Source organism: Acidocella sp. (assembly GCF_027352905.1).
GTDB lineage: Bacteria > Pseudomonadota > Alphaproteobacteria > Acetobacterales > Acetobacteraceae > Acidocella.
In genome coordinates, this window is record NZ_DAIEIF010000051.1 from 67,837 (window position 1) to 89,110 (window position 21,274).

General features: G+C 59.3%; 16 protein-coding genes. 6 read left to right on the forward strand and 10 right to left on the reverse strand.

Annotated features, from left to right (window positions below):
• Window positions 1–8: 8 nt before the first annotated feature.
• From M7H45_RS09895 to M7H45_RS09910, 4 genes are read right to left on the reverse strand one after another with little or no spacing between them, the layout of a single operon-like run.
• Window positions 9–1,616, reverse strand: coding sequence for an acyl-CoA carboxylase subunit beta (locus M7H45_RS09895; RefSeq protein WP_298216524.1), 1,608 nt, complete (start codon window positions 1,614–1,616; stop codon window positions 9–11).
• Complete coding sequence (locus M7H45_RS09900) at window positions 1,613–3,004, reverse strand: phenylacetate--CoA ligase family protein (RefSeq protein ID WP_298216526.1); 1,392 nt, start codon at window positions 3,002–3,004, stop codon at window positions 1,613–1,615. Before M7H45_RS09900 ends, M7H45_RS09895 begins: the two co-directional genes overlap by 4 nt.
• Window positions 3,005–3,023: 19 nt before the next feature.
• The gene (locus M7H45_RS09905) at window positions 3,024–4,184 is read right to left on the reverse strand and encodes an acyl-CoA dehydrogenase family protein (protein WP_298216527.1); all 1,161 of its coding nucleotides are present in this window, start codon (window positions 4,182–4,184) and stop codon (window positions 3,024–3,026) included.
• An 8-nt stretch (window positions 4,185–4,192) separates the two neighbouring features.
• On the reverse strand, window positions 4,193–4,972 hold the full coding sequence (locus M7H45_RS09910) for an enoyl-CoA hydratase/isomerase family protein (RefSeq protein WP_298216528.1): 780 nt from the start codon (window positions 4,970–4,972) through the stop codon (window positions 4,193–4,195).
• A gap of 186 nt (window positions 4,973–5,158) precedes the next feature.
• Between M7H45_RS09910 and M7H45_RS09915 the strand changes: the two genes are divergently transcribed.
• The 5 genes from M7H45_RS09915 to mmsB all read left to right on the forward strand — a co-directional run bounded on the left by M7H45_RS09915 (window position 5,159) and on the right by mmsB (window position 11,924).
• Entirely contained in the window at window positions 5,159–7,186 is a 2,028-nt protein-coding gene (locus M7H45_RS09915; RefSeq protein WP_298216530.1) for an NADPH-dependent 2,4-dienoyl-CoA reductase, read from the forward strand.
• Window positions 7,187–7,311: 125 nt separating this feature from the next.
• On the forward strand, window positions 7,312–8,808 hold the full coding sequence (locus M7H45_RS09920) for a CoA-acylating methylmalonate-semialdehyde dehydrogenase (RefSeq protein WP_298216532.1): 1,497 nt from the start codon (window positions 7,312–7,314) through the stop codon (window positions 8,806–8,808).
• A 1-nt stretch (window position 8,809) separates the two neighbouring features.
• Window positions 8,810–9,961, forward strand: coding sequence for an acyl-CoA dehydrogenase family protein (locus M7H45_RS09925; protein ID WP_298216533.1), 1,152 nt, complete (start codon window positions 8,810–8,812; stop codon window positions 9,959–9,961).
• A gap of 6 nt (window positions 9,962–9,967) precedes the next feature.
• Window positions 9,968–11,011, forward strand: coding sequence for an enoyl-CoA hydratase/isomerase family protein (locus M7H45_RS09930; RefSeq protein ID WP_298216535.1), 1,044 nt, complete (start codon window positions 9,968–9,970; stop codon window positions 11,009–11,011).
• Window positions 11,012–11,030: 19 nt separating this feature from the next.
• On the forward strand, window positions 11,031–11,924 hold the full coding sequence (mmsB, locus tag M7H45_RS09935) for a 3-hydroxyisobutyrate dehydrogenase (protein ID WP_298216537.1): 894 nt from the start codon (window positions 11,031–11,033) through the stop codon (window positions 11,922–11,924).
• On the opposite strand, the gene M7H45_RS09940 is transcribed toward mmsB, so the two are convergent.
• Both M7H45_RS09940 and M7H45_RS09945 read right to left on the reverse strand, forming a co-directional pair.
• Window positions 11,921–13,954, reverse strand: coding sequence for an FUSC family protein (locus M7H45_RS09940; protein WP_298216538.1), 2,034 nt, complete (start codon window positions 13,952–13,954; stop codon window positions 11,921–11,923). The genes mmsB and M7H45_RS09940 overlap by 4 nt on opposite strands.
• Before the next feature lie 65 nt (window positions 13,955–14,019).
• Window positions 14,020–15,777, reverse strand: a complete 1,758-nt coding sequence (locus M7H45_RS09945) for an ABC transporter ATP-binding protein (RefSeq protein WP_298216541.1) — start codon at window positions 15,775–15,777, stop codon at window positions 14,020–14,022.
• Between the two features lie 108 nt (window positions 15,778–15,885).
• Between M7H45_RS09945 and M7H45_RS09950 the strand changes: the two genes are divergently transcribed.
• The gene (locus M7H45_RS09950) at window positions 15,886–16,938 is read left to right on the forward strand and encodes a glycosyltransferase family 4 protein (RefSeq protein ID WP_298216543.1); all 1,053 of its coding nucleotides are present in this window, start codon (window positions 15,886–15,888) and stop codon (window positions 16,936–16,938) included.
• A gap of 20 nt (window positions 16,939–16,958) precedes the next feature.
• Here the strand turns inward: M7H45_RS09950 and M7H45_RS09955 are convergent, their stop codons facing one another.
• Genes M7H45_RS09955 through M7H45_RS09970 form a run of 4 tightly spaced genes read right to left on the reverse strand, consistent with a single transcriptional unit; the run spans window position 16,959 to window position 21,257 of the window.
• On the reverse strand, window positions 16,959–18,131 hold the full coding sequence (locus tag M7H45_RS09955; RefSeq protein WP_298216545.1) for an acyl-CoA dehydrogenase family protein: 1,173 nt from the start codon (window positions 18,129–18,131) through the stop codon (window positions 16,959–16,961).
• Window positions 18,132–18,155: 24 nt separating this feature from the next.
• The gene (locus tag M7H45_RS09960; protein ID WP_298216547.1) at window positions 18,156–18,926 is read right to left on the reverse strand and encodes an enoyl-CoA hydratase/isomerase family protein; all 771 of its coding nucleotides are present in this window, start codon (window positions 18,924–18,926) and stop codon (window positions 18,156–18,158) included.
• Window positions 18,923–20,098, reverse strand: a complete 1,176-nt coding sequence (locus M7H45_RS09965) for an acyl-CoA dehydrogenase family protein (protein ID WP_298216549.1) — start codon at window positions 20,096–20,098, stop codon at window positions 18,923–18,925. The genes M7H45_RS09960 and M7H45_RS09965 overlap by 4 nt, the downstream gene beginning before the upstream one ends.
• 7 nt (window positions 20,099–20,105) lie before the next feature.
• Window positions 20,106–21,257, reverse strand: coding sequence for an acyl-CoA dehydrogenase family protein (locus M7H45_RS09970; RefSeq protein WP_298216551.1), 1,152 nt, complete (start codon window positions 21,255–21,257; stop codon window positions 20,106–20,108).
• Window positions 21,258–21,274 lie beyond the last annotated feature (17 nt).

Below are 21,274 nucleotides of genomic sequence, written 5' to 3' on the forward strand. Positions count from 1 at the left end.
GTTTCGCCTCACATCCTGAAGACGCCGAAATGGGTTTCAACCTTGGGCCGCCGGGAAGTAATGTCCAGCATCATCGCCAGCACGTCCCGGGTTTCACACGGTTCGATCACGCTATCGATCCAAAGATTGGAAGCAAAATTATAGGCTCCCTGAAAATCCTCATATTCCTTCCGGATCGGCGCCTTGAAGGCTTCCTCCTCCTCGCGGGTCCAGCTTTTGCCCTCGCGCTCGTTGATCTGGGCGCGAACCTGGGCGAGCACGCTCGCCACCTGCTCTGGCCCCATGATCGCCGCCCGTCCGGTGGGCCAGGCGAAGGTCGCGTCCGGCCGGAAGGGGCGGCCCAACATGGCGAGATAGCCGGCTCCGTAAGACCCGCCGGTGATGACGGTGAATTTGGGCACCTTGGCCGAGGACATGGCGGTGATCATCTTGGCGCCTGCCTTGGCGATGCCCGCCTGCTCGACATCACGGCCGACCATGAAACCACTGACATCAGCCAGGAAGACCAGCGGAATGTCCCGCTGGACACACAGGCTGATGAAATGAGCGGCCTTAAGCGCCGATTCCACGAATAAAACCCCGGTATTCGCGAGCACTCCCACCTCGTGGCCATGGATGCGGCCCCAGCCAGTCATCAGCGTATCGCCATAAAGCGGCTTGAACTCGTGAAACTCGCTACCGTCCAGCAGCCGGGCAACGATCTCGCGGTTATCGGTAGGAACCTTAGCGTCGCGGCTGACAATGCCATAAATTTCCTCAACCGGATAAGCGGGCGGCTGCGGCGCGAGTGGCGTTTTCCGCGGTTGAGGTTTTTCTCCCAGATGCTTGACGATATTACGAGTAATCGCCAGGGCATGGGCGTCATTCTCCGCCAGATGGTCTGTGACGCCCGACACCGAGCAATGCATTTTACCGCCGCCCAGCGTCTCGTTATCCACCCGCTCACCCGTGGCGGCAAAGGTCAATTCCGGCCCGCCGAGATACATGAAGCCCTGCCCCCGGACGATCACCGCCTCATCGCAAAGGGCGGGAATATAGGCCCCTCCCGCTGTGCAGGGCCCCATGACCACCGCGATCTGCGGCACTCCCTCGCCCGACATGCCGATCTGCTGGTAAAAGATGGAGCCGAACTGCCCTTCATCCGGAAAGATGTTTTCCTGATCCGGCAGGAAGGCCCCCCCCGAATCCACCAGCGTGATTACCGGCAGACGATTGGCCCAGGCGATGCGCTGGGCGCGAACATGCTTCTTGCAGGTCATGCCGAAATATGTGCCGCCCTTTACCGTGGCGTCATTGGCGATGATCATGCAATACCGGCCTTCGATCAAGCCGATGCCGGTAATAATGCTGGCCCCTGGCGGCACGCCCTCATATTTATTGAGCCCAGCGAGTTCCGCCAATTCGAGAAAAGGCGTGCCTGGATCAAGCAGCCGCTCCACGCGCTCGCGCGGCAGCAACTTGCCTTTATCCACGTGGCGCTTGCGGGCGCTTTCGGGGCCGCCCACGCGCTGTAAGCGCCGCAAGGATTGAAGCTCCGCCACCTTGGCCCGGTAGAACGCGTCGTTGGCGCGGAACTCCTCTGAGCCGGCATCCAACAGGGATTTCATTTTTGTCATGGCAGTTGGGGATACTTTCTCAAAACGAAGGCAACTTTAGCGACGCCAGGCTTCTCGAACGTGCCTGGAGGAACGAGCCGCACATCGGCCCGGAAGACCAACGCGTCATGAAGGCGCTGCTCAATTTTTTTCTTCAGAGCCGGATCATCGCTTGGATCCTGGCCAGGGCCGCGCTCGACGATGATTTTGAGCGGCGATTGTGTGGTATGCCCTTCGAAATCAGCCACGATCCTCATCACGCCATTGGTCTCCGGCACCAGCTCATTGATGATGCTATTGATCGCGGAAGGAAAAACATTGGCTCCGCGCACGATCAGCATATCATCAGTACGGCCGGTGCAGCGGATCTTTGGGCCGGTGCGCCCGCAAGAGCAAGTCGTGCCGAGAATCTCGACATAGTCGCCGGAGCGGAACCGCACCAGCGCGCTCGCCTGCCGCCCCAGCGCGGTATAGATCAGCTCTCCCTTCGCCCCGCTTTCCATCGGGATGATCTTGCCGGTTTCAGGGTCGAGCAACTCAGTGAGAATATGATCGAGGCTGACCATATGCATGCCCGATTGCTCTTCACACTCCGCCCAATAGGTAACGCCGAAATCGGTGCCCCCCATCATCTCGGTGCATTTTGCTCCCCAGGCGGCCTCAATTTTGGCACGGATGGCGGGAATACCTCCACCCGGCTCGCCGCCGACAATGACTCGCTGAACGCCAAGTTCGTGCGCCTGCTTGCCCACGATCTCAGGCGCCTTCTCGGCCAGATGCAGGACGAAATTGGGCGCACCCACCATGCAGCGCGGCTTGAGATCGGCGCAAACACGCAAAAGCCGGTCGATGCCGCCATCAGCGCCGATCGGCAGATCGATCGCGCCCATGTATTGGAGCCCCTGCACCACGGGTATACCACCGACAAAGCCTTTCGCCAGCGAGAAAGCATGCAATACCAGATCGCCTGGCCGCACACCATTGGCGAAAAAACAGCGGGCCGTCATTTCATGCCAGGCTTCGGCGTCCGGCTCGGTCAGTGCAACATAAGACGGACTCCCGGTGGTGCCGGACGAGGCCTGGACCTGGATGATATCAGCCATCGGCGCGGCGCGATGGCGGCCGAAGGGAGGCTCAGCCGCCAGACTCTCACGCAGTTCAGTTTTAAAGGTGTAAGGAATCTTCTGGAGATCCTCGATCGTGCGAATCTCGTCGAAACTGACCCCCGCCTTGGCAAATTTGTCTTGATAAAAAGGGGAGTGGGTTTTCAAATAGGCCATTTGCTCAACCAGGCGCCGCTCCTGGATGCGGCGAATCTCGCTCAAGGGCATGCCCTCTATATCATGCCAAAATTTACCTTTAGCCTTTTCGGCCGCGTCAGCCCGGCGGTAACGCATTCCAAATTCCATACTCGTCCTCCCCAATCGCTCAATAAGACCGCGGCAGTCCCATCACTTTTTCGCCGATGAAACTCAGGCAGAGTTCGCGGTTCACGGGCGCCGTGCGCAGCAGGCGCACCAGCGGATACATCTCATAAATCCCCGTATCCTCGGTAAAACCCGAGCCACCATGCGCCTGCAACGCGGCATCCACGGCCTCGATCCCCGCCTCTGCGGCGGCATATTTCGCCATGTTGGAAGACGCGCCCGCCGGCAGTTTGTTGTCAAATTCCCAGGCCGCCCGCCGGGTCATCAGGCTCGCCATCTCAACCGCCGTATAGGCTTTGGCCAGCGGGTGCTGCACGCCCTGATGCGCGCCGATCGGCTGGCCGAAAACATTACGCTCTGAGGCATAGCGTACCGCTTTATTAAGGACATAACGCCCTATTCCGCAGCACAGCGCGCCCAGAATGATGCGCTCAGGATTTAGGCTGTCGAACAGGATGGAGAATCCATGATCCACCTCGCCTACGATATCCTCGGGTCCAAGGTCGACATTATCGAAGAAAAGCGTCCACTGTTCTTCAGGCAGCGGAATCGACACCTTGACCCTCTGTTTATCCACACCCTTCTTCTTGAGATCGACGACGAACAAAGTGAATCCGTCCGTTTTGCGCTGGACTTCGGTATATGGCTTGGTCCGCGCCACCACCAGGCAATAATCCGCCACGTCCACCCCGGTGATGAAGGTTTTCTCGCCTGAGAGGCTGAAACGGTTGCCGTTTCGTTTGGCCAGCGTCGTCGCCTTTATGGTATTGGATCCAGCACCCGGCTCGGTAATCGCGAAGCAGAACTGAATTTCGCCCCGGCAAGCCGCGGGAAGCAATTCTTTCTTATGATATTCGGTACCATGAGCAGCAATATGCGCAAGCGACATGGTAGGCCCCACCACCATCATCAGCAGCGGGATGCCGTGATTGGCCGTACCTTCCATGAACAGCGCCATCTCCGTCATGCCAAGGCCGGCGCCGCCATATTGTTCAGGCACCATGATGCCGAGATAACCGTCGCTCGCGATCTGCTGAAACATCTCCCGCGGGAATTCGTGCCGGCGCGCGTGGTCCAGCCAATAGGTATTACTGAATTTCTGCGCCAACTGCCCGCCATATTCATAGATTTGACGCTGCTCATCGTTCAAAGTAAAATCCATGATTATCGTTACCCTTTGAAAATTGGTTGACGGCGATTTTCGAATGCATCCAAACCTTCGGCCACGTCGCCGCTCGGCAACGCGCGCAGAACAGCATCACGCTCAAGCCGCATTTGTTGATCGATGGTCATGTCATCCCCCTCGCGCGCGAGCCTCTTCATTTCCGCAAGGCCGATGCGGGAGCGCGTTTCCAATTTCCGGCAATAGGCCATCGCGGCTTCTTGGAGTTCGCCGTCAGATACGACATAATTGACCAAACCCGCTTCCTTCGCCTCCGCCGCTTTCAACCAGCGGGCGGAAAACATGAGGTCCAGCGCCCGCCGCACGCCCATCAGGCGCGTTAGCCGCTGCGAACCGCCCCACCCTGGGATCAGACCGAACTGGGCGTGCTGATCCCCGAACTGCGCGCTCTCCGCCGCGAAACAAACATCACAAGCCAGCATCAACTCAATGCCGCCAGCGAGGCACAATCCCTGCACCGCCACCACTACTGGCAGAGCGCTTTTTTCCAGTGCCCGCAAATTTTCCATGCCAAATGATATGAAGTGATCGAGCGCCTTGGGGTGTTGGAGCTTGCCCTTGACCTCGATCAGATCCGCTCCGGTACAGAAATGCTTGCCTTGGGCGCGGATGAGAATGGAGCGGACCGAATGATCCGCCTCGAACCCGGCCCGCGCCTGGGAAATCGCCTCATGCACAGCAACCGAGAGGCAATTGAACTTGTCGGGCCTTGCCAATTCGATGATGCCGACACTCCCATCCTTGCTCACATTGACCGGGCCACTCATTCTGGACTCCTTGAATTTTATAAAAAATTATTCAGGCCACACGCCGTTCCCCGCCGGATGTCCTATCCGGCGAAGCGGGAAAACCGGAACCATGCCTCAAACCACCCTCCCGGCGCGTGACCTACTTTTCAAAAACCTAACAAACGTTAGAATGCCTGGCAAGACACTAAAGGGAGGATTGTGACCATGACCGAGACCGCACGCTACCAAACGCTGCTATCGCCCCTCCGCGCCGGACGCCATGAGCTGCGGAACCGGGTCATCATGGGCTCAATGCATACGCGGCTGGAAACGGCTCCCGATGGGCTGGAGCGGCAGATCGCCTTTTACCAGGAACGCGCCCGGGGCGAAGCCGCGATCATCGTCACGGGTGGCTTCGCCCCGAATGCCGAGGGGCGGTTCGATCTGGAAGGCCCCCGGCTCGATCATGCCGAGGCGGCGCGTGAACTCACCCCCATCTGCGATGCCGTCCATCAGGAGGGCAGCCTCATCTGCGCACAGATCTGCCACGCGGGGCGGTATGCCAAATTTGAAGGCTGTGTGGCTCCCTCTCCCATCCGCGCCCCCATCAATCGGTTCACCCCGCGGGAAATGACCGAGGCGGATATTCACCGTACCATCGCGGATTTTGCCGAAGCCGCCGCCAATGCTCAGGCCGCCGGGTTCGACGGGGTCGAAATCATGGGCTCGGAAGGCTATTTAATCAATGAATTCACCGTGCTCCATACCAACCACCGGAAGGATGATTGGGGCGGCAGCGCTGAAAACCGGCACCGTTTCCCCGTGGAGATCGTGCGGGCCGTGCGGGAACGCTGTGGCCCGCAATTGCTAATCATTTATCGCATTTCCGTGGCGGACCTCGTCGAGGATGGCGCGCCAGCCGGGGAGATCGCGGCTCTGGCGCGCCGGCTCGAGGCCGCAGGAGCAGATATACTCAACAGCGGCATCGGCTGGCATGAGGCCCGGGTGCCTACCATCGCCTATCCCGTGCCCCGCGCCGCCTGGCGCAAGGCCACCGCCCGCGTTAAAGCGGCAGTGTCGATCCCGGTCGTGGCCTCTAACCGGATCAATACCCCTGAAATCGCCGAGGACATACTCGCCTCGGGCGACGCCGATTTGATTTCCATGGCGCGACCGCTTCTGGCCGACCCGCATTTTGCCAGAAAACTGCGTGAAGGGCGGGCGGATGAAATCAACCCTTGCATCGCTTGTAACCAAGCCTGCCTCGATTTCATTTTTTCTGAGAAAACCGTGAGTTGCCTCGTCAATCCCCGCGCCGGGCATGAGACGGAATTCAGGGAAACCCCCTCGGATCACCCGCGCAAAATCGCGGTGGTGGGGGGCGGCGCGGCGGGCATGGCGGCAGCGGCCGAGGCCGCGCGGCTTGGCCATAGGGTAACGCTTTTCGAGGCCAGCGACCGGCTGGGCGGCCAACTCAATCTTGCCCGCGCCGCCCCCGGCAAGGATGAGTTCGATGGCACGCTACGCTATTATGCCGGCCAGTTGAAGAAATATGGCGTCGTCCTGCGGCTCGGCCACCGGGCCGAGGTTGAGGATTTGACCGGTTTCGATCATGTGGTGATCGCGACCGGCGTGACGCCGCGCATCCCCGACCTGCCTGGCATCGATCATCCCAAGGTCGTGACATATGCCGAAATTCTTTCCGGCGCGCGCCAGGCTGGGAAATCGGTGGTGGTGATGGGCGCGGGCGGAATCGGCCATGACGTCGCCGAATTTCTCGCGGTGGACCCGGACGAAGCGAGAAAAGAGGAGGGCTTTTTTGCCAGCTGGGGTGTTGATAGCCGCTTCGAGACCGCTGGCGCGCTGGCCGGTGATCCTTTGGCTCCACTGCCCGCCCAGCGACAAATTCTCATGCTGCAGCGCAAAACAGCCAAGCAAGGCGCCGGTCTTGGAGTATCGACCGGCTGGATATTGCGCAATTCGCTGCGCAAGCATGGGGTGGAGGGGATTTCCGGCGTCACCTACGAGAGGGTGGACGATGCCGGCTTGCATATCCTGGTGGACGGCGCCCTAAGGATTATCGCGGCGGATACCATCGTGCTCTGCACGGGGCAGGAATCCGAGCGCTCCTTGGCCGAAGCCCTGGCCAGCCGAGGTATCGCCGCGACCATGATCGGCGGCGCCGAGGAAGCGGCGGAGCTTGACGCCCTGCGGGCCATAGATGAAGGGGTGAGGCTCGCTCAGAGCTTCTAAAACGTCTCACCACTATAAAACATGCCGTTCGAGCTCTCTTGAACGGCATGGTCTTTCATGCCATCCCATCCGCCATCGCGCCGGGCCTCATTTGGCGGCCGGCTAGGAAATGGAGGAAGCAAACCATGCGGGAAATCGGACATTTCATCGGCGGCAAGCGCGTCGCGGGCGGTAGTGGCCGGTTCGCGGAGGTATTCAACCCTTCCACTGGCTCGGTACAGGCCAAGCTGGCTCTGGCGACGGCGGCGGAGCTGCGCGCGGCGGTAGAAAATGCCAAGGCGGCCCAGCCCGGCTGGGCCGCGACCAACCCGCAACGCCGGGCCCGGGTGCTGATGAAATTCCTGGAGCTGGTCCATAAAGAATATGACAGCCTGGCCGAGCTTTTGGCCAGCGAGCATGGCAAGACAGTGCCCGACGCCAAGGGCGATATCCAACGCGGCCTGGAGGTGGTAGAATTCGCCATCGGCGCGCCGCATCTCTTGAAGGGTGAGTTCTCGGATTCCGCCGGCTCCGGTATCGACGTTTATTCCATGCGCCAGCCCCTCGGGGTGGTGGCGGGCATCACCCCATTCAATTTTCCGGCTATGATCCCGCTTTGGAAGGCTGCGCCCGCCCTGGCCTGCGGCAATGCGATGATCCTAAAACCCTCCGAGCGCGACCCCTCCGTACCGCTGCGCCTGGCCGAGCTGTTTCTTGAGGCGGGGTTACCCCCCGGCATTCTCAACGTGGTGAATGGCGACAAGGAGGCAGTGGATGCCATTCTCGATGACCCGGACATCGCCGCGGTCGGCTTCGTTGGCTCCACGCCAATCGCGCAATATATTTACGGACGCGCTGCCGCCACAGGCAAGCGCGCCCAATGCTTCGGCGGCGCCAAAAACCACGCGATCATCATGCCTGACGCGGATCTTGACCAAACCGTGGATGCGCTGATCGGTGCGGGATATGGCTCAGCGGGCGAGCGCTGCATGGCGATTTCGGTGGCGGTGCCGGTCGGCAAGGAAACGGCGGAGCGGCTGGTGGCAAAGCTCACTCCCCGCGTCGAGGCTCTCAAAATTGGCCCCGCCACGGATGCGAGCGCCGATTACGGCCCCCTGGTGACCAAAGAGGCGCTGGCCCGTGTTGAATCCTATATCGGCATCGGCGAGAAGGAAGGTGCCAAGCTGCTGGTGGACGGACGCGGCTTTAGGCTGCAAGGCTATGAAAATGGTTTTTATATAGGCGGAAGCCTGTTTGATCATGTGACGCCGGCGATGCGCATCTATAAGGAAGAAATTTTTGGCCCAGTGCTCTCCGTGGTGCGCGCGGGCACTTATGAAGAAGCGTTGGCTCTGGCCACCGATCACGAATACGGCAATGGCGTTGCCATCTTCACGCAATCCGGAGACGCGGCGCGGGATTTCGCCAGCCGGGTGCAAGTGGGTATGGTTGGGATCAACGTGCCAATCCCCGTCCCCATCGCCTACCATACCTTTGGCGGCTGGAAACGCTCAGCTTTTGGCGATCTCAACCAACACGGGCCGGACGCCTTCCGCTTTTATACCAAGACCAAGACCGTGACGGCGCGCTGGCCTTCGACCAACCGGGACGGCGCTTCTTTCGTCATCCCCACTATGAGCTAAGATGGGCGGCCCGCCTTTCGGCCTGGGGGAGGAACAAATCGCCATCCGCGACATGGCGCGCGCTTTCGCGGATGAACATCTGGCCCCCCATGCCGCGCTTTGGGACCGCGAGCGGATCTTCCCCGTCGAGACACTGCGCGCCGCAGCGGCGCTCGGCATGGGCGGCATCTATGTGGACGAGGCGCATGGCGGCTCGGGTCTCACGCGGCTCGACGCCGCCCTCATCATCGAGGCGCTGGCGACAGGCTGCCCCTCCCTCGCCTCCTATCTTTCGATCCATAATATGGTCGCGGGGATGATCGACCGCTTTGGCGACGAGACCCAGCGCGCCCGTTATCTGCCGAAACTATGCAGCATGGAGCATCTCGCGAGCTATTGCCTGACAGAGCCCGCCGCCGGGTCGGACGCGGCGGCCGTACGCACCAAAGCGATACGCCACGGGGATGAGTATATCGTCAGCGGCGTCAAGCAATTCATTTCAGGGGCCGGAGCGGCGGATATCTACGCCGTCATGGTCCGCACCGGCGAGGATGGACCACGCGGTATCTCCTGCCTGATCATCGAGAAAGACATGCCGGGGCTCTCCTTCGGCCCGAATGAGCAAAAAATGGGCTGGAACGCCCAGCCGACGCGGCAGGTGATCCTGGAAGAGTTACGCGTGCCCGTGGTAAACCGGCTCGGTCCGGAAGGCATCGGCTTCAAAATCGCCATGGCCGGGCTGGATGGCGGGCGGCTCAACATCGCGGCGGCCTCGCTAGGCGGCGCCCAGACGGCTTTTGAAAAAACCCTCGCCTATATGGCGAACCGCAAGGCATTCGGTCAAAGCCTGACCGAATTCCAGGCTCTGCAATTCCGCCTCGCGGATATGGCGACGGATCTCGAAGTGGCGCGCACCTTCCTCTGGCGGGCGGCCTCCGCCCTGGACGCCAAGGCACAGGATGCGACGCGGCTCTGCGCGATGGCCAAAAAATTCGTCACCGATGCTGGTTTCGAGGTGGCGAACCAGGCGCTCCAGCTCCATGGCGGCTATGGTTATCTTGCTGATTACGGCATCGAAAAAATCGTGCGTGATCTGCGGGTTCACCAGATCCTCGAAGGCACCAACGAGATCATGCGGGTGATTATCGCGCGCGGACTGACCGGGAAAGGCTAGACAAACATGAGCGAAACCCAGGACGTGCTGTTGGAAACGCGCGGGGCACTCGGGCGTATCCGTCTCAACCGGCCGAAGGCGATCAACAGCCTGTCCCTACCGATGATCCTCGCCGTCGAGTCTGCCCTCGATCGTTTTGAAAGTGACCCTTCCATCGGTCTCGTTCTCGTTACTGGCGAGGGTGAGCGCGGGCTTTGCGCGGGCGGCGATATACGGGTTCTGTACGAGAACGGCCGGGAGAAAATGGCCGAAAGCCTCGCCTTTTTCCGCAATGAATACCGGATGAACGCTCATATCGCCCGCTATCCCAAGCCCTATGCCGCCATCATGGACGGCATCACCATGGGCGGCGGGGTCGGCATTTCCGCGTATGGCCGAATACGCATCGTCACCGAACGCACGAAAATGGCGATGCCGGAAACCGGTATTGGCTTCTTTCCGGATGTCGGAGGCACTTGGCTGTTGAGCCGTGCGCCAGGTGAGATCGGCACCTTTATGGGTCTGACCGGCGAGGCGTTCGGCGGCGCGGATGCGATCTATGCCGGGTTGGCCGATTTTTACGTACCGAGCGAGACCCTGACCGGTTTGATCGAGGCTCTGGCCGCCCTCCCTGTGACCGCCGCAGAGGCAAGCGAAACCGTGAAAAAATTCGCCCAGACCGTGCCGCCGCCGCTCGCCGCGCACCAGGAAGAGATCGACCGCGCCTTCGCTTTCGATCGGGTCGAAGAGATCATTGCCGCGCTGCGCGCTTCCCCAACCCCGTTTGCGGCGGAAACGTTGAAAATAATGGGTCGGAAATGCCCACGCAGCATGAAGGTGACCCTCGAGCTGCTGCGCCTTGCCCGCCAGGACACCACCCTAGAGCAAAGCCTGCAACGCGAGTTCGACGCCGTGCATGCCGTGCTGGCCTCGGATGATTTCTACGAGGGCGTGCGCGCCGCCGTGGTGGATAAGGACCGCAACCCGCAATGGTCTCCCGCCCGGTTGGAGGATGTCACCCCGGCGATGGTGGAGGCATATATGAAGCCAGCGGGAGACTCGCTTTTTTAATCCGGACGGGAGGGGAACCATGGCCGAAACAATCGCGTTCATCGGGCTGGGCAATATGGGCCTGCCCATGGCGGCAAATCTGGTGAAGGCGGGATATAAGGTCCAAGGCTTTGATGTGGTGTCCGCCGCCAATGCCGCCGCCGCCAATGTCGGCGCCAAGATTGCGGCCAGCGCCTCTGATGCCGTCAAAGGCGCGGACATCGCCATCTCCATGCTGCCCAATGGCAGGCTCGTGCTGGATTTATATGAAAGCGGAATTCTTCAGGCCGCCGCGCCGGGGACCTTATTCATTGACTGCTCCACTATTGATGTGGATAGCGCCCGCGCCGCGCACGGTTTGGCGGCGGCGGCGAAAATGGAAAGCCTGGATGCGCCGGTCTCGGGCGGGGTGGGCGGCGCCCAGGCCGCAACGCTTACTTTCATGGCGGGCGGTAGCGAGGAAGCTTTCGCACGCGCCAAGCCTGTGCTCGAGCACATGGGCCGCAAGATCGTGCATTGCGGCGGAGCCGGAGCCGGCCAGGCAGCGAAAATCTGCAACAACATGATTTTGGGCATTTCAATGATCGCGGTTGGCGAGGCCTTCGTTCTGGCAGAGAAGCTGGGCCTCTCCCATCAGGCACTGTTCGACGTCGCTTCCACCTCCTCCGGCCAGTGCTGGGCCCTTACCACCTATTGCCCCGTGCCAGGTCCGGTGCCGACGAGCCCCGCCAATAACGGATATAAGCCGGGTTTTGCCTCCGCCTTGATGCTGAAGGATTTGCTGCTCAGCCAGGAAGCGGCGGAATCGGCCGGAGCGGCCACTGAGCTAGGCCATCACGCGGCGGAGATTTATCAAAAATTTGTCAGCGCCGGCGAAGGAAAGATGGATTTCTCCGCTATCATCAACGCCATTCGTAGCGCGTCATCAAATTAAGAGGGTACCGGCTGCATTAAACTCCGCTCCGCGGTTCCGCCTCCCAGATCTGGTGGCGGCGCATCCGGAAAAAGCGGCGTGCGAAGACCGGAGAGCGCCAGCAGGGCTTCCCGATAAGTCTTCGCGTCATGCATCAGCGCGGCGAGAGCCTCATCCAGCATTAAAAGGAGCGCCTGGGGCGGGGGGTCGCGCGGATCGGCACGGTAATGTGCCGCGAGCATCGAGAATATTCTCTGGATACGGTCGCGCATCACCGGCGGTAAGCGCCAGAATTCATGGTGCAATGTGATGATGTTAAAGCCGATCCGCAAATCGCGCAGCACGATGCTCACGGCATCATCCGCGCCAGCGGCGACGGAGGCCAGGCGCGGCACCATAAGCCCCAACCGGTCCATCATAATGCCCGTCAAAGCCGCGCGGTCATAGGCGGTACGCGCCTCGGCGGCAGCGGCGATATCCAGCCAGTTGGCCCGCATAAGCCTATCCGCACCCATCGCCGCCCCTACTGAGCGGATGAGCCGGGTGACGATGAAGGCGCTGGAAATCCCGATGATCAAGGCAAAGGAGTTATTGGCAAACGTCAGAAAATTAGCATGATATCCGTTTTCGAGGGCGAGTTGGGTGGAGCCGAAGGCGCCGAACCGCATGCCTGTATTGAAGGTCGCGGGACGGGAAACCATGACCCCGATGACGAGTCCCAAAGGCAGCAGCACCAGGCAAAGCGCGTCAAAGCCGGTTATGGCAGGCAAAACCCCAAAATTTAAAAGAAAAATTCCGGTCAGCACGATCAGGATATTACGCATGAGCGATGTCAACGCCCGCGCGGGGTCGTCCTGCGCCGCCGACATGCTGCACGCGACCGCGGCTAGAACCGCGGCTCCGGCGCCGGCACTCCACGCCGTTTGAATCCATACGGCGCACACCAGAAGAACGGCGAGCGCCGCACCAATGCCTGAAAGCACGGCCAGCCGCTGGTCCTGGTGCTGGCGTGCCGCCGCCACGTACTCCGCATTTAATTGGACCAGAGAAGCTGGCTCTTCCCTGCCTTCCAATACGTATTGGCGGAGTTTGCGGGATTGATGGGTCAAGCGAACCAGCTCCTCGAGCCGCAGCGCGAGGCTCGTGCGCAACAAGGAGAGCCAATTCTGAACGGGTTCGTTTTCCAAGCCGCGAATATCCTCGAGCAAGGCATCAGCGCCTTCCGCTTTTCCGCTTTTTACCCAGGCGGAGATTGCGGCGAGTACGCCCTTCAAAGCCGGCGTGATCCCTCCCAGCTGTTCAAGTTCCGCAACCCGCGCTCCAACGGAATTGAGGATTGGAATGATGCTGATGAGATAGACCCGTAACCGGGCGATTTGCTCGACCGCTATACGAGCGTTTAATATGTCATAGGCGAGATGCGATATCAGCATAGACGTATCGGCGGCCTCTGCCGCTAGATGCCGCCGTGCCTGCCGGGCTTCGGGCGAAGCCTCCTTACCCGCCAGGGCCGCCTCTGCCCAGTCTAGGCCCGGTTGTACCCAGCTGGCGATACGCCTTGACAATACCGGGAACAAGGCGCGGGGAAAAATTATCATATTGCTGACCGTCGTGCAGACGATGCCGAGCGATATTTCTTCCATACGGGCCAGGGCGGTCTCAAAAACATGGGCGGGAGCGGCAACCGAGGGAAAACCGATAATGGCGGCGGTATAACCTGACAGCATAAAGGCGTAGGAGCGGGGCGTTCGGTCCAAGAGAGAAATATATAGGCAAAGCCCTGTCCACACCGCCATGGCGGCGGAAAGCAGAACCGGAGCGTTGACTAGATTAGGAACCAGCGCCACGGCGGCCGTGCCGCCTGTGATGGTGCCAAAGACGCGGTAAAGAGCCTTGGAGCGTACCGCCCCGGCGAAAGGCTGTGCGACTATATAAGCCGTCGCGAGCGACCAATAAGGATTGTCCAGACCAAGCTTGCAGGAAAAATAAAAAGCCGCCATGCCTCCGGCGAAGGTTTTCATGGCAAAGATGAGTTCGTCTGTCGTGGGCATGAAGCTGTCCCTGGTGACAGGCTATATTCCTCCAAAACCGGAGAGAGGAATAGCCACGCGGGGGGTTACCCCCCTGGCATGCCGGCCTGTTGCTCCAGCAAATCCCGGTAGGGGCCAGAACGGCTTGACAAATCCTCCGGGCTGCCTTGCTCGACAATCCTACCTCCGGCCATTACGACAATCCTATCGAAATCCCGCAAAGTTGAGAGCCGGTGGGCTACAGCGATCACCGTGCGGCCTTCAGCCAAATCGCCCAGCGCCTGATGCACGATCGCCTCGGATTCCGAATCGAGAGCGGAGGTCGCCTCATCGAAAAGCAGAATTGGCGCATTACGCAGAAACGCCCGGGCGATGGCGAGGCGTTGTCGCTGCCCTCCGGAGAGGCGCAATCCGCGCTCTCCCACCAGCGTGTCATACCCTTGAGGAAGGGCGCGAATAAACTCATCAGCATAGGCCGCACGCGCCGCCGCGTAAATTTCTTCCTCACTCGCATCCCAGCGCCCATACCGGATGTTTTCAGCGATCGACCGATGGAACAATTGCACATCTTGCGACACGACTGAGATAAAGTTGGCCAGGCCCGCACGGCTGAAAGAGGCAATATTGATCCCATCAATGCAAATTTCGCCTCGCACAGGATCATAATGACGCTGGATCAAGGCCAGGAGTGTTGACTTCCCTGATCCGGATTTTCCCACCAGCCCGATATGCTCACCCGCCTCGATGTCCAAATTAAAATCGCGCAAGATCATCTCGCCGCCATAGGAGAAGTCAACATTGCGGAACGAAACCGCGCCGCGCGCTACCGGGAGCTTGCGTGCCTCTGGGGCATCCGGCATATCATGCGGGATCAATAAGGCGCGCAACGCTTCGGCCAGTCGCGCCCAATCCTGCACCATTTCCACCAGCGCCACGGCGAGATCCCGGGTACCGTGCAATACCGTAAAACCTAGGGATACCACCAACACGACGTCACCCGGCGTTGCCTGCCCTTTTTCCCAACGCGACAAAATCCAAAACAAAAGGCAGGCCGTAAGCACTGCGGTAATAACCGCGTGAAGAATTCTAAGTTTTTCTAAATAGAGCAGGCTGTTCCGGCGCGTGCCGATCTCTTTCCCGACCTCTGTGGCAAATGTTCGATTTTCCCGGAACAATCCGCCGAACGACCGCACCAAGCCGACATTGTTGATCACGTCCACAATCTGCCCATCCACGGCCGCCGCCGCCTCGGCGTATTTTTGATGCAAATGGCGTCCTCGCCAAGCAAGATAAGCGAGCAGACCGCCCAACATGAGCGACACCAGAATCAAGGCCACTCCCATTGTGGCATCCACGAACATGATCATTACCACCGAACCGAGAACAGCCAGAAGGGGCGGCAACACGTTCCAGACGGTGACGCTTTCAATTCTAAAAACCGCGTTCCCGGTCGCGGAAATACGCCCTGCCAGCGTGCCCGCACGCCGATTTATAAAAAACGCAGGTGAGTGTCCGAGTGTATGTTCAAATAAAATTTTCCTTAAATCACCTGTAACCTCGGAAAATGTTTTCGCAGCAATCCAACCTCCGACACGCCAGGACAAATTATCCGCCCCGATAAGCACTGCCAAAAACAGAAACGCATGCCAAACCGCGGCTATATTGTCTTTTGCGAGAACATCAACGAGATTTTTTACCGCATATTGCGACCCAACCGAGCATCCCACCCCCGCGACCACCGAAAGTAGTATAACGACATGCTGAGCCGCATGACGTTTTACAGCATTAAAAACAAACGCTACCGGGTTGGTAGTTATAGACGATGTAATTTTTTGGAAATTCACCCGTCATTTCCTTGAAGTTTATCCATGCATGGTAAATCGTGCCTTATTACTGCCACATCAACTCTCTTAATCCTCAGTCTCCGTACTAAAAATGAGGTGTGGAAGACAATGCGTATCGCTCAAATTGCCCCATTATACGAATCGGTCCCGCCTAAACTTTACGGAGGGACCGAGCGGGTCGTGTCATTTCTAACGGAAGAACTCGTCGAGATGGGCCATGAAGTCACATTATTCGCCAGCGGCGACTCGAAGACGAACGCCGAACTTTTTTCTGCGTGGCCGCGCGCATTAAGGCTCGATTCGACCATACGCGATGCTCTTGCCCCTCAATTCCTGCTTCTGGAACACGTTTATAAACGGGCCCATGAGTTCGACATTCTCCACTTTCATCTGGATTATTTTCCCTTTTCACTCTTCTCGCGACAAGCAACACCGTTTCTCACAACTCTGCATGGTAGGCTGGACCAGCCCGAGTTGAAGCCTGTTTTCGGCGCATTGCCTAAAACGAATCTTGTTTCAATTTCGAATTCTCAACGCAGGCCTCTGCCAGATACCGATTTTACCGGTACCGTTTATCACGGTCTACCAACAGATTTGCTGCGGCCCGCTGCGGTTCAGCCATCCTATGTCGCGTTTCTAGGCAGAATTTGTCCAGAAAAAAGAGCGGACCGCGCCATCCGGATTGCCCAACGCGCTGGCGAACAGCTCAAAATCGCGGCCAAAGTGGATAAGGTTGATGAAGCATATTTCATCGCTGAAATCGCCCCGATGCTGACCGGAGATGCCGAACTAATCGGGGAGATTTCAGATAGCGAAAAAAGCCAGTTTCTCTCCGGCGCTAAGGCATTGCTCATGCCTATCGATTGGCCAGAGCCGTTTGGGCTTGTCATGATCGAGGCGATGGCTTGCGGGACCCCCGTTATCGCTTTCAATCATGGCTCTGTTCCGGAAATTATCGAGCACGGAGTAACCGGTTTCACCGTGTCCAACGAAGACGAGGCGATCGAAGCTTTACGGAAAATCCACACGCTCGACCGGGGCCTAATTCGTTCCCGTTTCGAAGCACGGTTTTCTGCCCGCCGGATGGCGGAAGATTACGTAAACATTTATCGTGCCCTAGCGCCGGCCAGCACACGCCCAAGACTCACTCTGGTGCAATAGAAACCCTGGACTCGGCTCTCTCAGCCACGGCGCTGATCAAAATTTCGTCCATAAACCATGGAGGCGATAGTGTTCCGCAGGATTTCGGTTGTACCTCCTCCAAGGGAGAAGCCTCTCGCATCGCGCAACATGCGTTCCAAAGGAAAGTCGCGGGTAAACCCGGCATGACCATGGATCTGGAGCGCTTCGTTGGTCACACGCTGTACCATCTCGTTGGCATAAAGTTTGGCAATAGCGGCCTCCCTTGGATCAGGAAACCCATCCACAAGATTGGTCGCCGCCCGGTAGATCATCAGCCGCGCCGCATGCAACTGTACCGCCATGTCCGCGATCTTCCATTGAATCCCTTGGAACTCACAAATTGGGCGCCCAAACTGTTCCCGCTCCTCTGAATAGGCTTTCGCTGCTTCAAACGCTCCTTGAGCCACACCTAAACACATGGCGGCATTCCCCACCCGCTCGGGGCCAAAGGAACTCATTAACCGCTTGAAACTCGCTGTCGATTCAGGATCACCAGCGAGAATTACGTTTTCACGTGGCACCCTGCATTGATCGAAATAAAGCTCAACCTCCGGCATACCACGCCCGCCCATCTTGCGAGCGGGATGACCGACCTCGAAACCAGGCGTGCCGCGCTCAACCACCAACGCGCCAATCCCGCGCGGCCCCTTGGTTTTCCCCCAGCGGGCAAAGACGAGAATATGCGTGGCAAGATGCCCGCCGGTACAATAGGCCTTTTGGCCATTGAGTATAATATGGTCGCCATCCGGCACGGCCGAGGTAATCATATCGGTCATTGCCGAACCGGCCCCCGGCTCACTAATGCCAATGCCGAACATATTCTCCCCACGCGCACAATCCGGCAGCCAGCGGCGCTTCTGCTCCTCCGAGCCCAGCACGGCGATCGCCCGGGACGGGCCGTTGAGCGCCAGCTGGGTTATTAGCGCGGTGTTGAAACAGACACGGGAAATTTCTTCAAGCAGGACCGTGCCCTGGATTACCGGCGCACCCGAGCCGCCATATTCTTCTGGGATCACCATGCCAAGATAGCCGAGCTTGGCGAGCAGATCCCGATTTTCGGCGGGAAACTCTTCCTTTTCATCCCAGTAAGCCGCCTTTTCCCGAAAAGCGCGTTCCGCAGTTTTACGAATCTCCTCGCGAAAGGCCTCGATCTCGTGGTCAAGCTGGAACATGGAACGTCTCCGGATGGTTCGTAATCAATGGCCGACGAAATTCGGCTTGCGTTTCTCACGGAAGGCCGCGGCGCCCTCGCGATGATCGTCGCTGCGCAACACGAGATTTTGGACATGAGCTTCCAGATCGAGGAAAGATTCGAGGCTGGGCTGCACCGCGCCTCGAAACATCCGTTTCCCCATCGCCAACGCAAAGGTCGCGGACTCGGCGAGTTCATCCGCCAGCGCGCCTGCCCGCGTCTCCAACTGGTCGTCCGCCACCACCTCATTGACCAGCCCCATGGATAGCGCTTCGTTCGCCTCCACCAACCGGGCCGACATCATCAATTCGCGCGCCCGCAGCATCCCGATATAATGAGTTAGAAAATAAGCCATTCCGCCATCCGGAGCGAGGCCGATTTTCTTGAAGACCACGCCGAAGCGGGCCGTGTCGGAAGCGAGAATCAGGTCGCAGGCCAGGGCGATGCTCCACCCCACGCCCACTGTTGGCCCCCGCACAGCGGCGATGACTGGCTTGTCGAGGTTGGCGAGGGCCGTGATCACCCGGTGCGCCCTATGGATACGGGCCCGACCTGCCACCACGTCAAATCCCGTCATCGTGCCCACATCGCTCCCGGCGCAAAAGCCGCGGCCTTCCCCCCGGAGAATAACGGCCCGCACATCGCGATCCTTTTGCAGATCCAGCGCGACATCGCCCAATGTCTCCATCATCTCCGCCGAAAGGGCATTAAGCTTGTCAGGCCGCGCCAGAATGACATGCGCAACCGCTCCATGGGTTTCCGTTCTTATCGTCATGGCCGCCTTCCTCCTGCCGATTTCTGGCTGAAAATATGGCCGGCGATCACGTTCTTCTGTGTCTGGGTGGTGCCGCCGGTCAAGGTGAGCATTCGTACATCGCGTACCATGCGCTCAAGCGGCAGCAGGCCAAAATAGCCATAGCCGCCAAACATCTGCTGGCATTGAAGCGTCACGCGCTGGGCCATTTCAGTCGCGAATACTTTGGCCATGGAGCATAGCGCCGGGTCGGGTTTGCCCGCGTCGATCAGCGCCAGCGCCTTGTAACAAAGGCAGCGCGCGGCTTCGATCTCGATCAACGCATCGGCCATCATCCAGCGCAAACCCTGCATATCGCAAAGCTTTTGCCCGAACTGCTCACGCACGGTCATATATTCCCGGGCGAGATCAAATGCTCCCTCTGCCACGCCAAGCGCCATGACTCCCATGCCGACCCGCGTTCCGTTATAGATGGTCAGCGGGCCGACGAAACCACGGGAATTTTCCGGGTCGCCCATCGTAACGACATTGCCGGCTGGCACGCGGACATTATCAAAGAATAGTTCGTTTTCAGCGGCGCCGCGAACGCCCATTTTGCCTTCGATCTTCCGCACGGTCAGGCCAGGGCTGTCGCGCTCCACAAGAATGGTGCCGATCCCCTTCGCCCCGCGCGAGGGTCCGAACCGGGCGTAAACGAGATGCATATGCGCCCGGTCGCCAAAGGTGGTGAACACTTTCTGGCCGTTGACAATATAAAAATCACCGTCGCGTATAGCGGTCGTGCGGATCGCCGTGCCGTCCGATCCCGCCTCTGGCTCCGTCCAGGCGATGCTGCATTCAATCTCGCCTTTCACGACACCGGGCAGCACCCGGCGGCGCAACTCATCCGGCGCATGGTTGGCGATGATCCGCGGCGAGACGTTCTGGTCATGCACGATCATCGCTGTCAGCAGATCAACCTTGGCCAGCTCCTCTATGACGAGATAGGTGCTGACCAGACCAGCCTCGGACCCGCCATATTCACGCTCCATGCTGAGCCCGAGATACCCGAGCTCGGCGAGACGGTGTTTGTTTTCCTCCGGGAATTTTTCTTCCTTGTCCCAGCGCCCCGCCTTATCACGAAATTCCTGCTGGGCCAGACGGCGCGCCGCGTCGCGCAGATGAATTTGGTCTTCGCTTAACTCGAAATCCATATCCGTCTCACTTTGTCTTGAGGCCGAGCAAACCGGCGATCAGATTACGCTGCATTTGTGAGGTTCCGGCCGTTACTGTGGTCACACGCGCGTCCCGGTAATGGCGTTGCATGTCAAATTCCATCATGTAGCCATAACCGCCCATGATCTGCATGCCTTGATTGGCGATGCGCGCATAGGCTTCCGACCCGAAAAGCTTGGCCTGGGAAATCGCCATGAGCGCGTTCTCTCCGCGCGAAAGCTGCCAGGCCGCGCGCCAGGTGAGGAGCCGGCTCGCCTCCACATCGGTGCGCATATCCGCGAGCATGTGGGCGATAGCTTGGAAGGTGCCGATTGGCTGGCCGAATTGCTTGCGCTCCTTCGCGTAATTCAGCGCCAGATCAACCGCCGCCTCAGCCGCCCCGACATATCCTGCGGCGGTCATCAGCCGTTCCAACTGCAAGCCGGAGAGCATATAGGCCCAGCCCTTATTTTCTTCGCCGACCAGACGGTCGGCCGGCACCCGCACATCATCCAGAAATACTTCGTAAGTGCCAAGCGCGCGCCGCCCTAGCGTGTCCAGCTTACGCAAGGTGATACCAGGCGTGGTATTGTCCACAAGAAAGAGCGAAAGGCTATCCTGATGCGGGCCTGTGGGCTGGGTGCGCACATAAAGATTGATCACGTTGTTCTTGGCGCCAGCGCCGGTTGAGAACACCTTCTGGCCGTTGATGACCCAGCCATCCCCATCGCGCCGGGCGCTGGTGCGGATGGCGCCCGCATCGGAGCCGGCCCCCGGTTCGGTCATTGAAATCGACATACGGATCGTGCCGTCGAGCAGGCGCGGCAGCCAATAGGCGCGCTGCGCCTCGGTGCCATTCTTCAGAATATTCAGACCGTTAAAAACACAGGTGCCATACGCGCCCAGGAAATCGTAGCTCTTTCTGCCGAGTTCTTCCGCAATGATCATGAAATCAATCACGCCACCGCCCAGCCCTCCCACCGACTCAGGAAAAGGCATACGGAGCAGACCCATCTCGATGAACGCTTGATACAGCTCCTCCGGATAATAAGGCTCGGTGTCGCAGCGCTTCACATATTGCGGAGTCGCAATACGGTTGAGCATTGTCCGCACGCTTTCGCGCAGCAATGTCTGTTCTTCGGTAAATTCAAAATCCACGCAAACCCTCCGTTGGC

Bases quoted from the DNA above. Each gene is read 5' to 3' on its own strand.
- M7H45_RS09930 (WP_298216535.1), top strand. From the start codon at position 9,968: ATGAGCGAAACCCAGGACGTGCTGTTGGAAACGCGCGGGGCACTCGGG.
- M7H45_RS09955 (WP_298216545.1), bottom strand. From the start codon at position 18,131: ATGTTCCAGCTTGACCACGAGATCGAGGCCTTTCGCGAGGAGATTCGT.
- M7H45_RS09900 (WP_298216526.1), bottom strand. From the start codon at position 3,004: ATGGAATTTGGAATGCGTTACCGCCGGGCTGACGCGGCCGAAAAGGCT.
- M7H45_RS09910 (WP_298216528.1), bottom strand. From the start codon at position 4,972: ATGAGTGGCCCGGTCAATGTGAGCAAGGATGGGAGTGTCGGCATCATC.
- M7H45_RS09950 (WP_298216543.1), top strand. From the start codon at position 15,886: ATGCGTATCGCTCAAATTGCCCCATTATACGAATCGGTCCCGCCTAAA.
- M7H45_RS09905 (WP_298216527.1), bottom strand. From the start codon at position 4,184: ATGGATTTTACTTTGAACGATGAGCAGCGTCAAATCTATGAATATGGC.
- M7H45_RS09925 (WP_298216533.1), top strand. From the start codon at position 8,810: ATGGGCGGCCCGCCTTTCGGCCTGGGGGAGGAACAAATCGCCATCCGC.
- M7H45_RS09915 (WP_298216530.1), top strand. From the start codon at position 5,159: ATGACCGAGACCGCACGCTACCAAACGCTGCTATCGCCCCTCCGCGCC.
- M7H45_RS09965 (WP_298216549.1), bottom strand. From the start codon at position 20,098: ATGGATTTCGAGTTAAGCGAAGACCAAATTCATCTGCGCGACGCGGCG.
- M7H45_RS09895 (WP_298216524.1), bottom strand. From the start codon at position 1,616: ATGACAAAAATGAAATCCCTGTTGGATGCCGGCTCAGAGGAGTTCCGC.
- mmsB (WP_298216537.1), top strand. From the start codon at position 11,031: ATGGCCGAAACAATCGCGTTCATCGGGCTGGGCAATATGGGCCTGCCC.
- M7H45_RS09940 (WP_298216538.1), bottom strand. From the start codon at position 13,954: ATGCCCACGACAGACGAACTCATCTTTGCCATGAAAACCTTCGCCGGA.
- M7H45_RS09960 (WP_298216547.1), bottom strand. From the start codon at position 18,926: ATGACGATAAGAACGGAAACCCATGGAGCGGTTGCGCATGTCATTCTG.
- M7H45_RS09920 (WP_298216532.1), top strand. From the start codon at position 7,312: ATGCGGGAAATCGGACATTTCATCGGCGGCAAGCGCGTCGCGGGCGGT.